This window comes from Bisbaumannia salifodinae, from assembly GCF_055388505.1.
In genome coordinates this window covers 4,178,265-4,191,553 of record NZ_AP043781.1, presented here as the reverse complement: position 1 = coordinate 4,191,553, position 13,289 = coordinate 4,178,265, and the positions used below count along the sequence as shown (strand labels likewise).

10 protein-coding genes are annotated in these 13,289 nt (G+C 69.0%); 4 read left to right on the top strand and 6 right to left on the bottom strand.

All coding sequences use genetic code 11. The annotated features are described in order from the left end of the window. The first annotated feature begins 244 nt into the window (after nt 1–244). On the top strand, nt 245–1,936 hold the full coding sequence (locus ACZ5EF_RS19590; RefSeq protein ID WP_346060890.1) for a methyl-accepting chemotaxis protein: 1,692 nt from the start codon (nt 245–247) through the stop codon (nt 1,934–1,936). Between the two features lie 147 nt (nt 1,937–2,083). On the opposite strand, the gene ACZ5EF_RS19585 is transcribed toward ACZ5EF_RS19590, so the two are convergent. The 5 genes from ACZ5EF_RS19585 to ACZ5EF_RS19565 all read right to left on the bottom strand — a co-directional run bounded on the left by ACZ5EF_RS19585 (nt 2,084) and on the right by ACZ5EF_RS19565 (nt 9,326). Then, nucleotides 2,084–3,391 (bottom strand): OprD family outer membrane porin, encoded by a 1,308-nt coding sequence (locus ACZ5EF_RS19585; protein WP_346060891.1) that lies wholly within the window; start codon nt 3,389–3,391, stop codon nt 2,084–2,086. A 110-nt stretch (nt 3,392–3,501) separates the two neighbouring features. Beyond that, nucleotides 3,502–4,977 carry an amidase gene (locus ACZ5EF_RS19580; RefSeq protein ID WP_346060892.1) on the bottom strand — a complete coding sequence of 492 codons (1,476 nt, stop codon included), beginning with the start codon at nt 4,975–4,977 and terminating at the stop codon, nt 3,502–3,504. Between the two features lie 24 nt (nt 4,978–5,001). Next, on the bottom strand, nt 5,002–6,531 hold the full coding sequence (locus ACZ5EF_RS19575; RefSeq protein WP_346060893.1) for a malonate--CoA ligase: 1,530 nt from the start codon (nt 6,529–6,531) through the stop codon (nt 5,002–5,004). 28 nt (nt 6,532–6,559) lie between these two features. After that, complete coding sequence (locus tag ACZ5EF_RS19570) at nt 6,560–7,909, bottom strand: malonyl-CoA decarboxylase (protein ID WP_346060894.1); 1,350 nt, start codon at nt 7,907–7,909, stop codon at nt 6,560–6,562. A gap of 28 nt (nt 7,910–7,937) precedes the next feature. After that, nucleotides 7,938–9,326: a short-chain fatty acid transporter gene (locus ACZ5EF_RS19565; protein WP_346060895.1), complete on the bottom strand. Its 1,389-nt coding sequence runs from the start codon at nt 9,324–9,326 to the stop codon at nt 7,938–7,940. Nucleotides 9,327–9,444: 118 nt separating this feature from the next. On the opposite strand from ACZ5EF_RS19565, the gene ACZ5EF_RS19560 reads away from it, so the two are divergent. After that, entirely contained in the window at nt 9,445–10,116 is a 672-nt protein-coding gene (locus ACZ5EF_RS19560; RefSeq protein ID WP_346060896.1) for a GntR family transcriptional regulator, read from the top strand. Nucleotides 10,117–10,375: 259 nt separating this feature from the next. Here ACZ5EF_RS19560 and ACZ5EF_RS19555 read toward each other — a convergent pair whose 3' ends face one another. Then, entirely contained in the window at nt 10,376–11,140 is a 765-nt protein-coding gene (locus ACZ5EF_RS19555) for a helix-turn-helix transcriptional regulator (RefSeq protein ID WP_346060897.1), read from the bottom strand. Nucleotides 11,141–11,240: 100 nt separating this feature from the next. On the opposite strand from ACZ5EF_RS19555, the gene ACZ5EF_RS19550 reads away from it, so the two are divergent. Together ACZ5EF_RS19550 and ACZ5EF_RS19545 are read left to right on the top strand one after the other, a co-directional pair. Beyond that, nucleotides 11,241–12,899 (top strand): FAD-dependent monooxygenase, encoded by a 1,659-nt coding sequence (locus ACZ5EF_RS19550; RefSeq protein WP_346060898.1) that lies wholly within the window; start codon nt 11,241–11,243, stop codon nt 12,897–12,899. 156 nt (nt 12,900–13,055) lie between these two features. Then, nucleotides 13,056–13,259 carry a hypothetical protein gene (locus ACZ5EF_RS19545; RefSeq protein WP_346060899.1) on the top strand — a complete coding sequence of 68 codons (204 nt, stop codon included), beginning with the start codon at nt 13,056–13,058 and terminating at the stop codon, nt 13,257–13,259. The last annotated feature ends 30 nt before the right edge of the window (nt 13,260–13,289 follow it).

Here is a 13,289-nt window from a genome sequence, read left to right as displayed (position 1 = left end):
TCGCGGCGTCGCGGTGTTTCTTCCTGGATTTATTGTGAAAGTCAGTTAAAAGATAGGTTTTTTCTTCTTGAGTTAGTCCAAGGCCTCGTTGATGGCCAGGCCCCCCTGCGTTGAGCGGTAAGAAAACGGTCACTTGATAAGTGCTAGCTTAAATTTGCAAGTCGCCATTCGTAGTACGCAGGGCGGGATCGTGCCGGCGAAGATCGGCCGAGACGGCAAAACACATACGCAGAAGGTGTGTTCCATGCTCAAGAGAATGAAGGTTTCCCAGCAGTTGACGCTCCTCGTCGGGGTCTTCGCGGTGGCCCTGATCGGGATCGGTATCCTCGGCCTCCAGGGGAAGAGCAGCACCCTGGCGAGCCTCAATACCGTCTACGAGGATCGCGTGGTGCCGCTGCGTCAGCTCTCGGGCATCGCCGATGCCTATGCGGTCAATATCGTCGATACCTCCCATAAGGTCAGCAACGGCAATATCGGCTGGGCCCAGGGACGGCGTAACGTCACCGAGGCGAGCGACACCATCCGGCAAACCTGGGAGGCCTATCTGGGCACCGTGCTGGTTGCGGCGGAGGAGCGTATCGTCGCCGAGCTGCGGCCGCTGTTACAGGATGCCGATGCCGCCGTGGAACGCCTGCAGGCCATCCTGCAACGGGAGGATGGCGCGGCCCTGGAGGCCTTTATCGCCGGCGAACTCTACCAGCGCATCGATCCGGTCTCCGAGGCCTTCGGGGACCTGATGCAGGTACAACTGGATGTGGCCGAGGCCGAGTACCTCAGCGGCACCCATGAGTACGCGCAGATGCGGCTGATTTTTATCGCCACCCTGGCCGTCGTGCTGCTGCTCGGCATCCTGCTGGCCTGGTATATCATCGCCGGCATCGGCCGCAGCCTGGGCGCCGAGCCCGGCCGTGTCGCCGAGATCGCCAATCGGGTCGCCGACCATGACCTGGATATCCATATCGAGACCCGGCCCAAGGACGAGGCCAGCGTGCTGTTCGCCATGAAGCGCATGGTGGAGCAGCTCTCCGGCGTGATCGGCGGGGTGCGCGAGAGCAGCGGCTCGATCCATGTCGGCTCCCGGGAGATCGCCACCGGCAACGCCGACCTCTCCTCGCGGACCGAGGAGCAGGCCGCTGCCCTGGAGCAGACCGCCTCCAGCATGGAGGAACTGACCACCACCGTGAAACAGAACGCCGACAATGCCCGCCAGGCTAGCGGCCTGGCTCAGGAGGCCTCCACCACCGCCGAGCGCGGCGGCGAGGTGATGGGGCGGGTGGTCGAGACCATGCATGGCATCACCGACAGCTCCCAGCGGGTGGCGGATATCACCGGACTGATCGATTCCATCGCCTTCCAGACCAATATCCTGGCGCTCAACGCCTCGGTGGAGGCGGCCCGGGCCGGCGAGCAGGGCCGCGGCTTCGCGGTGGTGGCCGGCGAGGTGCGCAGCCTGGCCAGCCGCTCGGCGGAAGCGGCCAAGGAGATCAAGGCGCTGATCGAGGGCTCGGTGGCCCAGGTGCGGCAGGGCTCCAGCCTGGTGGAGCAGGCCGGGACGACCATGCAGGAGGTGGTCACCGCGGTACGCCGGGTCACCGATATCATGGACGAGATCTCCGCCGCCTCCCAGGAGCAGAGCGAGGGCATCGAGCAGGTCACCCAGGCGGTGGGACAGATGGATCAGGTGACCCAGCAGAACGCCGCCCTGGTGGAGGAAGCCTCGGCGGCCGCCGCCTCCCTGGAGACGCAGGCCAATCGCCTGGAGCAGGCGGTGGCGGTCTTCAAGCTGGCCGGTGGGACGATGACGAGCGGGCTCCCCGCCTGGTTGGGCAATGCCACCGCGGCCCTGCCCGCCGCTGAGGAGGCGAGGGAGGCCGCTGCCCCGCGGCGCCCCTCGCGGTCGCAGAGTGGGGGCGAAGCCGAGTGGGAGGCGTTCTAGGGGAAGCGTGGGACCCAATGAACACGGCCGGGCATTAAGCCCGGCCGTGTCGTTAGCGGCCGATTCAGGTGTTCCGTCGCATCGCCTGGCCGGCCCACTCTTCGGACCCGAGGGTGCGGGGCGTAGGGGCAGCAGAGTGAGGCGAATCTAGAAGTCGTAGCGGTAGGTCAGGTAGAGGCGGTTGGCCTCGTGGGTGATCAGGCCGGCGGGGCCGAAAGTGGGGGCCTTGCCGTCGACGGCGGCGGGCTCGCCGTCGGTGTCGTGGTTGACGTAGAGCCAGGCCAGGCTCAGCCCATCCAGGGCGCCGTCGAAGCGGTACTGCAGCACGCTCTGCCACTCCCGGCGGGAGAAGTCGCTGAAGCCGGTGGCCTCGTCGGAGAAGGCGTAGTGGCCGTCCCAGCGTAGCCCGGGCAGGCCCAGGTCGGCGAAGCTCAGGCCGGTGGAAACCTTCCACATCGCCTCGCCCTCCAGGCCGAAGCGGTAGAAGTTATTGGCGGCGCTGTCCCAGTGGCCGTGGTCATCGGCGAATAGCAGGCGATCGTAATTGTCCCCCCAGACCCGGGTATGGGCCAGCCCCAGGTACTTGTCGCGATGGCTCAGGCGCAGGCTCAGCTCGTTGTAGCGGGCGTCGTGGCCGTCGGCGGCGGGGTAGAGGCCGGGGATGCCCTGGGTCTCGAAGCGTTCGCCGGCGTCCCGCTGGCGCCCGTGGGCGAATCGGGAGTGCAGCGTCAGGTCGTCGCCCAGCCGGGCACGATGGCTCAGGCGCACCAGGCTCTGGCGAATATAGTCGTCGCTTTCCAGGTACTCGGCTTCCAGGCGCAGATCGGCGGGCAGGGCATAGTCGAGGCCGGCCAGGTGGACCGCGCCGATCTCCCGGCCGTCGAAGGTGGTCAGGCGATCCCCCCAGCCGGCGTCATCGCGGCGGCTAAAGCGCTCGATACGCGAGAGGTTGAGCTCGAGGTCGCCGACCTCGTAGGTCAGGTCGTAGCCGAGGGAGGCGGCGGGCAGGATACGGGTGGTGTTGTCGGCATAGAGGCGATGGCGGCGGGTCTGCTTGCCGGCCCCCAGGCGCAGCCGATGACCCTCGTCGCCGAACTGGGCGCGCAGGTAGGCGCGGGTCACCTTGGCAATGCCGTGGGGATCCTGTACCGAGTCGCCGGGGCGCAGGTTGGTGATATTGTCGGCGCCGCTGCCCACGGAGAGGGCGTCGGCGGTGCCCAGGCCCAGCTCGACGCCGAGGGTGTCATGGAGGTTGCCGGAGTCCAGCTCCAGCAGCAGGCCATGCACCCATTCGTCACGGGTGGGGCCGACGCCGTCCCGGGGAGTCTCGTCCCAGTAGTAATTGCGGTACTGGAGGCTGGCGCTGGCCTCGTCGGGCGCTGGCGAGGCCTGGGCGGTGAGCGCCAGGGTCGGGGCGAGGCAGAGGGCGAGTCGGGAAGCGAGTCGAGTCGTCATGGGTCTTCTCATTGTTATGTCGTTGGCGTGGCGCCCGGGCCGCGGGCGCAGGGCGTCCCCCCGCGCCTCCGGAGAGGCGCGGGCAAGGGAGACGCGGGGTCGAGGTCGAGTTAGAAGCTGGGCTGGCGCTTCAGCCAGTCCCCCGCCGCCTGCTCAAAGGCGTGGGCGAGCTGCAGTACGCCGAGGTCGTCCCGGGGACGGCCGATCAACTGCAGGCCCATGGGCAGGCCGGCGGCGTTGAAGCCGGCGGGCAGGCTGATCACCGGGCCGCCGGAGAGGGAGCCGGGCACCACTACCTCCATCCAGCGGTGATAGGTGTCCATGGAACGGCCGGCGATCTCCCGGGGCCAGTGCTCTTCCACCGGGAAGGGGAAGACCTGGGCGCTGGGCAGGGCCAGGAAATCGTAGGTCTCGAAGAGTTCGAGCAGCCGGACATGCCAGGCGCTGCGGGTCTGGTTGGCCTGGTGGATCTCCATGGCCGAGCGCGCCAGGCCGCCTTCTACCTCCCACTGGGCCTCGGGCTTGAGGCGCTCGCGCTTGGCCGGGTCGGCGTAGAGGGGCGCCAGGTTGCCGGCCACCATCCACTGGCGCAGGGTCACCCAGGCCTCCCAGAGGCGCTCCGCCGGGAAGCCGGGGTCGGCCGTCTCGACGGTGCAGCCCAGGTCGCGGAAGGTGGCGAGCGATCCCTCGCAGAGCGGCAGGATGCCGTCTTCCATGGGCAGGTGGCCGCCCCAGTCCCCCAGCCAGCCGATACGCAGGCCGCGTACATCGCGGGCCAGCGGGCCGGCGAAGATGGCCGGGTCCTCCGTCAGCGACAGCGACAGCGGCAGCCGCGGGTCGTGGCCGGCCTGGGTGGCCAGCAGTCGGGCGAGGTCCGCCACGCTGCGCGCCATGGGCCCCTCGGTGGCCAACTGGTGGCCGAAGTTCTCCGGCAGCGGGCCCAGGGGCACCCGGCCGAAGGAGGGGCGCAGGCCGAAGACATTGTGATAGGCGGCGGGGTTGCGCAGCGAGCCCATCATGTCGCTGCCGTCGGCCACCGGCAGCAGGCGCATGGCGAGCGCCGCGGCGGCGCCGCCGCTGGAGCCGCCAGCGCTCTTGCTGGGGTCATAGGCGTTGCGGGTGGCACCGAATACCGGGTTATAGGTGTGGGAGCCCAGGCCGAACTCCGGAGTATTGGTCTTGCCGATGACCAGGGCGCCGTCGCGCTTCATGCGTGCCGCCATGATGCTGTCGTGCTCGGGCACCTGGTCGGCGAACAGCGGCGAGCCCATCGTGGTGCGCAGCCCGGCGGTGGCGGAGAGGTCCTTGATGGCCTGGGGGATGCCGTGGAGCCAGCCCCGGGAGCGGCCCCGGGCCAGTTCCCGGTCGCATTCATCGGCCTCGGCGAGCAGGGTCTCCTCGTCGCGCAGCGAGACGATGGCGTTGACCCGGGGGTTGCAGGCGGCGATATGCGCCAGGTAGGTGGTCATCACCTCGCGGCAGGAGAGCTCCCGGGCATGGATCACCCGGGAGAGGGTCAGGGCGTCCCAGGTGACCGGCTCGGGGAGGCGGTAGGGGGCCTGGGTGGGCGTCGGAGCGGTTGTCATTGTCATCATCTCCTCGAACTCGCCTTACGCCTGGCTGGCCAGCGGTTGGTAGAGATCGGCATAGGTCTCGCGGAGCTGCTTCTTCTGCACCTTGCCCATGACGTTGCGGGGCAGGGCGTCGACGAAGAGGACCCGTTTGGGCTGCTTGTAGCGCGCCAGTTGGTCGCCCAGGGCCGCCAGTATCGTGGTTTCGTCCAGGTCGGCCTCGGCCACTACCACGGCGGTGACTCCCTCGCCCAGGTCCGGGTGGGGCACGCCGATCACCGCCGACTCCACCACCCCGGGCAGCTCGTCGATCAGTTGCTCCACCTCCTTGGGGTAGACGTTGTAGCCGCCGGAGATCACCAGGTCCTTGTCGCGACCGACGATCTGCAGGTAGCCGTGCGCGTCGATGCGCCCCAGGTCGCCGGTGATAAAGAAGCCGTCATCGCGGAACTCGGCGCGGGTCTTCTCCGGCATGCGCCAGTAACCCTGGAAGACGTTGGGGCCGCGCAGCTCGACCATGCCGGTCTCGCCCCGGGGCAGCTCGGCGCCGCTCTCCCGGTCGCTGATGCGCAGCTCCACCCCCGGCAGCGGCAGGCCCACGGTGCCGGGGCGGCGGGCGCCGTCGTAGGGGTTGGAGGTGTTCATATTGGTCTCGGTCATGCCGTAGCGCTCGAGGATGGCGTGGCCGGTGCGGGCCTCGAACTCCTGGTGGGTCTCCGCCAGCAGCGGCGCCGAGCCGGAGACGAAGAGGCGCATGTTAGACGCGGCATCGCGGTCGAGGCGCGGCGACTGCAGCAGCCGGGTATAGAAGGTGGGCACCCCCATCAGCACCGTGGCCCGGGGCATCAGCTCGATCAGTTGCTCCACGTCCAGTTTGGGCAGGAAGGTCATGGAGGCGCCCACGGTCAGGGTGATATTGCAGGCCACGAAGAGGCCGTGGGTATGGAAGATCGGCAGGGCATGCAGCAGGTGATCGTCGGCGGTGTAGTGCCAGGCCTCGGCCAGGGCGCGGCTATTGGAGGCCAGGTTGGCGTGGCTGAGCATGGCGCCCTTGGAGCGCCCGGTGGTGCCGGAGGTGTAGAGGATCGCCGCCAGGTCGCGCTCGCCGATCTCGGCGATCTGCTCCCAGGGCTCGGCCCGATCGGCCTTCTCCAGCAGGCTGCCGTCGCCCTCGCTGCCCAGGCTCTCGACCCGGGGCACGCCGCAGGCGGCGGCCAGCTGGCGGGCCTCCGCCAGGGCCCTGGGGCGGCACACATAGAGGCGCGGTTCGGCATCGCCCAGGAAGTACTCGATCTCGGCGCCGGTGTAGGCGGTATTCAGCGGCAGGTAGACGGCGCCGACCTGCAGGCAGGCCAGGTAGAGCAGGATCGCCTCCGGGCTCTTGTCGACCTGCACCGCGACCCGCTCGCCGGGGCTGACGCCCAGCTCGCGCAGGGCGCCGGCCAGGCGCCGGGACCGTGCCTGGGCTTCGCCATAGGTGTATCCCTGGCCCTCCGGGGACTCAATCAGGGTCTTCTCCGGCTGGCGCTGGAAGTGGGGCAGGAACTGCAGGTAGAGGTTGTGACTCATGGCGTTCTCTCTCGCGAAAAGCGGGGTGTCAGGCGTTATGGGGTGCGCTCAGCAGCAGCCTGGCGCGACTCGCCAGGCGGCGCAGTTCATTGGGGCAGGCGACGCTGCCGTCGCGGCTGAAGGCCTCATGGTTCTGCTCGATGCGCTCCAGCTCGTAGCGGTAGTTGACCATCAGGCCATGGGCCTGGCGGCGTCCCTTGGCGGAGGTGTCGCCGGGCCAGTTGAGGCGGTGGAGGCTGGCGCCGTTGCCCAGGTGGAAGCGTGCCACCGGGTCCAGCGGCAGGCCGCTGCGGTGCTTGGCTTCCAGGAAGTAGTGGGCGGCCAGGGCGCGTAGCTCCGGTTCCAGGGCCTGGCGGGTGGCCTCGTCCTGCGCCCAGGCGTCGTCCGCCAGGGCCGCCTCGGCGGCGGGGGAGAGGCGGCACTGGCCCGCCTCCCGCACGCCATCCAGCCAGGCGGCGAAGCCGGGCACCGGCGACAGGGTGACGAACTGGGAGAGGTTGGGCAGTTCCCGCTTGAGTTCCTGCACCACCTGCTTGATCAGGAAGTTGCCGAAGGAGATACCCTTCAGGCCGCGCTGGCAGTTGCTGATGCTGTAGAAGACGGCGGTATCCGCCTCCTCGGCGGGCAGTTCCTCGCCATCCGCCAGGATGGCCTGGATATTTCCGGGAATGCCGCGGCACAGCGCCACTTCCACGAAGATCAGCGGCTCGTCGCCGGTGGCCGGATGGAAGAAGGCGTAGCAGCGGCGATCCTCCGGGTCGAGACGGCGGCGCAGGTCGCTCCAGTCGCGGATCTCATGCACCGCCTCGTAGTGGATCAGCTTCTCGAGGATGGCCGCCGGGGTGTTCCAGTCGATGCTCTCCAGCATCAGGAAGCCGCGGTTGAACCAGGAGCCGAAGAGGTGGGCGAAGTCGGCGTCCAGCGGCGCCAGCTCCGGGGCCTCCCTGAGCAGGCCGAGCAGGTCGGCGCGCATCTTGACCAGCTCATAGGTGCCGCCGGGACAGAGGTTGAGGCGTCGCAGCAGGCGTTGGCGGCGTGGCTCGCAGGCGGCGAAGAGGCGCTGCAGGGTGGCGTTGCCCTGGTCCTCCCGGTAGGCGGCATAGGCGGCGTGGATCGCCTCGGGGTCGGCGGCATACTCCTCGGCCAGCAGGCCGAAGAAGGCACGCCGCTGCTCGGCGTCCAGGCCCGCATAGTGGCTCAGCGCCTGCTGGGCGACGAGAATGCGCGAGGCCTCGCCGCCGGGCTGCATCAGGGTCTCGCAGGCTAGGGTCAGGGCCGCCAGGTTCTGGGCCGGGGTCGCCGGCTCCTGGGTGCGGCGCCGGCCGCGGCTGACGATGCCGCTCAGCAGTTCCTGCAGGAAGTTTCGATTGGCGCTCATGTCCGCCTCCTCGTCGATGGCGCTTGGGTCATACCAGTAACAGTAGGCTGCCGGCGCAGAGTACGAAGACCGCCAGCATCAGGATCGCCGTATAGCCCAGCACCTGGCCGACCTTGAGGCCGGTGATACCGAGCAGCGGCAGCAGCCAGAAGGGCTGAATCAGGTTGGTGAGCTGGTCGCCCATCATCACCGTCATCACCGCCACATGGCTGGGCAGGCCCAACTGGGCGGTGGCCTCGATGGCGATGGGCCCCTGTACCGCCCACTGGCCGCCGGCGGAGGGCACGGCGAAGTTGACCAGGGCGGCGCTGATCATCGACCACAGCGGGAAGGTGGTGGGGGTAGAGATGGCCACGAAGGCGTTGGAGATCATCGCCAGCAGGCCGCTGCCCGCCATCAGGCCGAGGATGCCGGCATAGAAGGGGAACTGCAGGATGATGCCACCCACCGCGGCGCTGCCCTTGGCGATGGCGCGCCCGTAGTGACCCAGGGAGCCGTGCAGCAGCAGGCCCAGCATCAGCATGGTGAAGTTGAGCACATTGAGGTTGAGTCCCAGCACGCCGTTGTCGCCGATATAGCGCGCCACATAGAGCAGGCCGCCGGCGACGATCACGGCCATCAGCAGGCGACTGCGGTTGAAGCGCTCGGCGGGGGTCGCCGGCGCCTCGTCCACCTTGATGACTTCCTCCTCGCCCGCGATCTCCACCACCCGGCACCAGGAGGGGTGCAGGCTGGCCAGCAGCAGCGGGGTCATCAACAGGGTCAGGCCGACGAAGACCAGGCTATAGGGCTGGAAGATGGTCTCGGAGAGGGGCAGTAGGCCGATCTGCTCCTCCAGGAAGTGTCCCGGGGTGTTGACCAGCAGGGCCGCGGAGCTGGAGAGGCCGGTCTGGGAGATCACCATGCCACCATAGGCCGCCGCGGCGATCAGCGGGAAGTGCGCCTTGAGGCCGCGGCGCTTGGCGGAGTGGGCCATGGCCTTGGCTAGGAAGGCGCCGACCACCAGGGCCACGCCCCAGTGCAGGAAGCCCAGCAGGCCGGTGGTGACCGCGGTCATGATGATGACGCCCTTGGCGCTCTGGGGGCGGTCGGCCAGCCAGCGCAGGGCGCGCTGCACCGGGGGCGCCGTGGCCAGGCCATAGCCGGTGACCACGATCAGCACCATCATCATGCCGAAGGCGAGCAGGTTCCAGAAGCCGCCGTACCAGGCGTCGACCAGGGCGATGGGACCGTGGTCGGTGGCGACCAGGGCGGCCAGGTAGACCACCAGGGTCAGGGCCACGGCGATGGAGAAGGCGTCGGGAATCCAGCGAGTGCTGAAGGCGGCGACGCCCTCCCCCAGCCGTTGCATGGCGCGCTGCATGGGGCCGCCCTCTGTCGCTGGGGGGGTGTCAACCTTGAGGTCATGGGTGGACATGCGGCTTATCCTCGTTGTCGTTATTGGTCGGGGAAGCTCTGTTAAATACACAGTGCCGAGTTGTTATATATAACAGATAGGGCCAAGATATAGATCTGTCAAGGAAGGAGTCGTGAATATGGCTACCGTTTCCCAGGCGCAACGCCTGCGCGCCCTGCTCGAGGACGCCATCGTCGAGGGGCGCTTCGCCCCCGGGGCACGCCTCGATCCCGAGGCCCTGGCCCGGGAGTACCAGTGCTCGCGCACGCCGATCCGCGAGGCCCTACAGCAGTTGGCCATGTCGGGCATGGTGCGGGTGGTGCCCAAGCGGGGCACCTTCGTGACCCAGCTCAGCGTCACCGAGCTGGTGGAGCGCTTCGAGGTGATGGCGGAACTGGAGGGGATGTGTGGCCGGTTGGCGGCGCGGCGCATCACCGAGTCGGAGCTGGCCGCCCTGCGCGAGGCCCACGAGGCGTGCCGGGCCCGGGTCGAGGCGGGGGACGCCAACGGCTACTACTACGAGAACGGCATCTTCCACCAGCGCATCTACGAGGCCAGCCATAACGGCTTCCTGACCCAGGAGGCGGCGCGGCTACACGCGGTGCTGCAGCCCTACCGGCGCATGCAGCTGCAGGTGCGCCACCGCCTGCAGGGCTCCTTCGCCGAGCACGAGGCGGTGGTGGCGGCCATCGCCGAGGGCGACGAGGCCCGGGCCGAGGCGCTGCTGCGCGACCATGTGGTGATCCAGGGCGAGCGCTTCAACGATCTGGTGGCCTCGGTGCAGAGCCTGCAGCAAGGGCAGCGGGCCTAGCGGCCGGGCCCGCCGCCAAGGGCCATCGCGCACTAAAGTGTGCTCCTACTTTGAGGTGGGTCAGGATGGCGAGTCCGGCTATTGCCGCCGGCATAGGGCAACCAGCCTGGCCTTGGAGGGGATACCAAGAGAGCTGGCATGGGGTTGCCAACGCTCGATCATTGTCGCCGGCATAGGGCAACTAGCCGGGTTTTCGAGGGGATGCCCGTAGCACTGGAGTGAGTGCATAGGCCCCTGGGCCTGGGCATGTGCCGCCGGGCTATTGCCGCCGGCATAGGGCGACCAGGCGAGCTTTCGAGGGCACGCCCAGCTTGGCATAGGCCCGCTTGCGGTAGGTCTCGGCGGTGGAGAGGGCGACCTCCAGCTCCAGGGCGGCGCTCTTGAGGGTATGGCCGCGCAGCAGGCGCAGGCAGAGCTGGCGCTCGCGCTCCGAGAGGGGCGCCAGCACCGCCGCCTCCTCCGGGGTGAGGCGCGCCTCGGCCGGGCGCGGGGCGCCATAGTGGCGGCGGATCAGGCTGGCCAGCAGCGGCGCCAGGGCATCGAGGGTGGTCAGGTCGTCGGCGTCGAAGGGGCCCGCCTCGCGGCCCCGGTAGAGGTTGAGGGTATAGGCGCCCTCGGCCTCGCGCAGGGTCAGGGCCACCTTGTCCACCAGGTCGGGGAAGGCGAACAGGGGCCCCCGGTAGGTCTCCGGCATCGCTTCGGCGCGCATCGGCGCCAGCTCCAGCGACGGCGAGGCGGCCTCCGCCAGGCGCCGGTAGTTGGGGTCGTGGCGAAAGAGCCCCTGGGTATAGAGGCGCGCCAGGCGGTCGGCCAGGCGCGGCTGGCGGGCGTTGTCGGCCAGCAGGCAGTCGACCCCCTCGGCGGCGTCGTAGGCGAAGATCATGCACTGCTCGATGCGTGCCCCCGCCCGCAGCAGGGCCAGCAGGCGCCCCTCGAAGTCGGCGCCGCCCAGGGCCTCGACGCAGTCGGCCACCCCGGCCAGCAGGGCGGGCCAGTGATCGGGTGGCGGTGTGGGTTGGGTCATAAGGCTCTCCTCGGGATGGCCTGTCCCGGCTTTTGCGGGACAGGCGGACATGGCGGCGCAGGGTAGGCTGGTCTCCACAACCCTAACAATGGAGCCGCCCATGCGACCCGCCGGACGCGCCGAGATCGATTCGCTCTACTTCGATTATCCGCATTTCCCCTTCGTTCGTCCCCCCGAGCTGGACGGCGAGGTGCGCCGCCACCGGGTGGCCATCGTCGGCGCCGGCCCGGTGGGCGTGACCGCCGCCCTGGAGCTGGCCCGTCACGGCATCGACTGCGTGGTGCTGGACGACAAGGCCACCGTCAACGACGGTTCCCGGGCCATCTGCCTCTCCCGCCACAGCCTGGAGATCCTCCAGCAACTGGGCGTCGATCAGCGTTTCGCCGCCAAGGGACTGGGCTGGACCCGGGGGCGTACCTACTTCCGCGACCGAGAGATCTACCGCTTCGAGATGCCCCACTCGGATCAGGAGCGTTTCCTGCCGATGGTCAACCTGCAGCAGCAGTATATCGAGCAGTTCCTGATCGACCAGGCCGCCGAGAGCGAGCGGGTGGAGTTGCGCTGGCAGAGCGCGGTCAGTGGCGTCAGCCAGGACGCCGACGGCGTCACCCTGACGGTCAGCACGCCCGAGGGCGACTATGCGCTGGCCTGCGATTATCTGCTGGCCGCCGATGGCGCCCGCAGCGTGGTGCGCAAGGCCCTCGGCCTGGCGCTGCACGGCGAGGCCTACGAGGGGCGCTACGTGATCGCCGATGTGCGTCTCGAGTCCGGCTTCCCCACCGAGCGCCGCGCCTTCTTCCACTCGGCGGCGCTGCCCGAGGCCACCATCCTGGTTCACAAGCAGCCCGACGATATCTGGCGCATCGACTACCAGTTGGGCCCCGACGAGGACCCCGAAGCGGCGGTTCGGGAAGAGGTGATCCGCGATAGGGTAGAGCTGATTCTCCGCGAGGTGATGCAGGAGACCGGCGACTGGGAGCTGGAGTGGTGGAGCCTCTACAAGGCCCATACGCTGGCGCTGGACGACTACCGCCATGGGCGGGTGCTATTTATCGGCGACAGCGCCCACCTGGTGCCCATCTTCGGGGTGCGCGGCCTCAACAACGGCCTGGCCGATGCGGTCAATGCCGCCTGGAAGCTGGCCTGGGTACTCCGGGGCCGGGCGCCGGAGCGGCTGCTCGATAGCTACACCCCGGAGCGGCGCGGCGCCACCCTGGACGTCTTCGCCAATGCCGGCAAGAGCACCCGCTTTATGACGCCGCCGAGCCGTGGCCACCACCTGATGCGCGACGCCGCCCTGGCCCTGGCGCTGGATAACGACTATGCCAGCCCCTTCGCCGACCCCCGCCAGGTGACCCCCTACACCTATGCCGAGAGCCCCCTGACCCTGGCCGACCGGGATGCCTTCGCCGCCGGCCCCCGGCCCGGGGCGCCGCTGATCAACCGCCGCCTGGGCGATGACGACTTCCTGCTCGACCACCTGGGCGAGGGCTTCGGCCTGCTGCTGTTCGGCGAGGCGGGCCCTGAGCTTGCCGCCGCCCTGGGCGAGCATCCGCAACTCGCGGTGCTGCACCTGGGCGTGGAGGACTCCACCCTGGGGCGGGCCCTGCCCGGCGATGCGGCCCTCTTCGCCGCCTACGGTGCCGAGCCAGGCAGCGCCTACCTGGTGCGCCCGGACCGCCACCTGGTGGCGCGCTGGAAGCGCCCCACCGCCGCCGACCTGAACGACGCCCTGATCACCGCCCTGGGAGGCGCCTGACCATGACCGCATCGACACTGCCCTTCGCCGACCTTGACTCGAGTGAGGCCCTGACCACCGCCCTGGGAGACGCCTGATCATGACCACTTCGACACTGTCCTTCGCCGACCTTGATCTAAATGAGGCCCTGACCATCGCCCTGGGAGACGCCTGACCATGACCGCACCGACACTGCCCTTCGCCGACCTGGAGCGGGTCTACGAGCGCCTGGCCGAGACCCTGGATGCCCTGCCCGAGGCCCAGGAGACCCCTTTCCTGGCCCAGCTGGCGCTGGCCCTGGCTCACCGCATCCCCGACTTGAGCGAGGTGGAGGCAGCCATTATGGAGGCCAGGCGCGCCAGCGAGGATGCCGATAAGTGAGCGTTCACTGACCTGGATCAAGGCATGGCG

Coding starts and splice junctions, on each gene's coding strand:
- ACZ5EF_RS19590 (WP_346060890.1), top strand. CDS start 245: ATGCTCAAGAGAATGAAGGTTTCCCAGCAGTTGACGCTCCTCGTCGGG.
- ACZ5EF_RS19585 (WP_346060891.1), bottom strand. CDS start 3,391: ATGACGACTCGACTCGCTTCCCGACTCGCCCTCTGCCTCGCCCCGACC.
- ACZ5EF_RS19580 (WP_346060892.1), bottom strand. CDS start 4,977: ATGACAACCGCTCCGACGCCCACCCAGGCCCCCTACCGCCTCCCCGAG.
- ACZ5EF_RS19575 (WP_346060893.1), bottom strand. CDS start 6,531: ATGAGTCACAACCTCTACCTGCAGTTCCTGCCCCACTTCCAGCGCCAG.
- ACZ5EF_RS19570 (WP_346060894.1), bottom strand. CDS start 7,909: ATGAGCGCCAATCGAAACTTCCTGCAGGAACTGCTGAGCGGCATCGTC.
- ACZ5EF_RS19565 (WP_346060895.1), bottom strand. CDS start 9,326: ATGTCCACCCATGACCTCAAGGTTGACACCCCCCCAGCGACAGAGGGC.
- ACZ5EF_RS19560 (WP_346060896.1), top strand. CDS start 9,445: ATGGCTACCGTTTCCCAGGCGCAACGCCTGCGCGCCCTGCTCGAGGAC.
- ACZ5EF_RS19555 (WP_346060897.1), bottom strand. CDS start 11,140: ATGACCCAACCCACACCGCCACCCGATCACTGGCCCGCCCTGCTGGCC.
- ACZ5EF_RS19550 (WP_346060898.1), top strand. CDS start 11,241: ATGCGACCCGCCGGACGCGCCGAGATCGATTCGCTCTACTTCGATTAT.
- ACZ5EF_RS19545 (WP_346060899.1), top strand. CDS start 13,056: ATGACCGCACCGACACTGCCCTTCGCCGACCTGGAGCGGGTCTACGAG.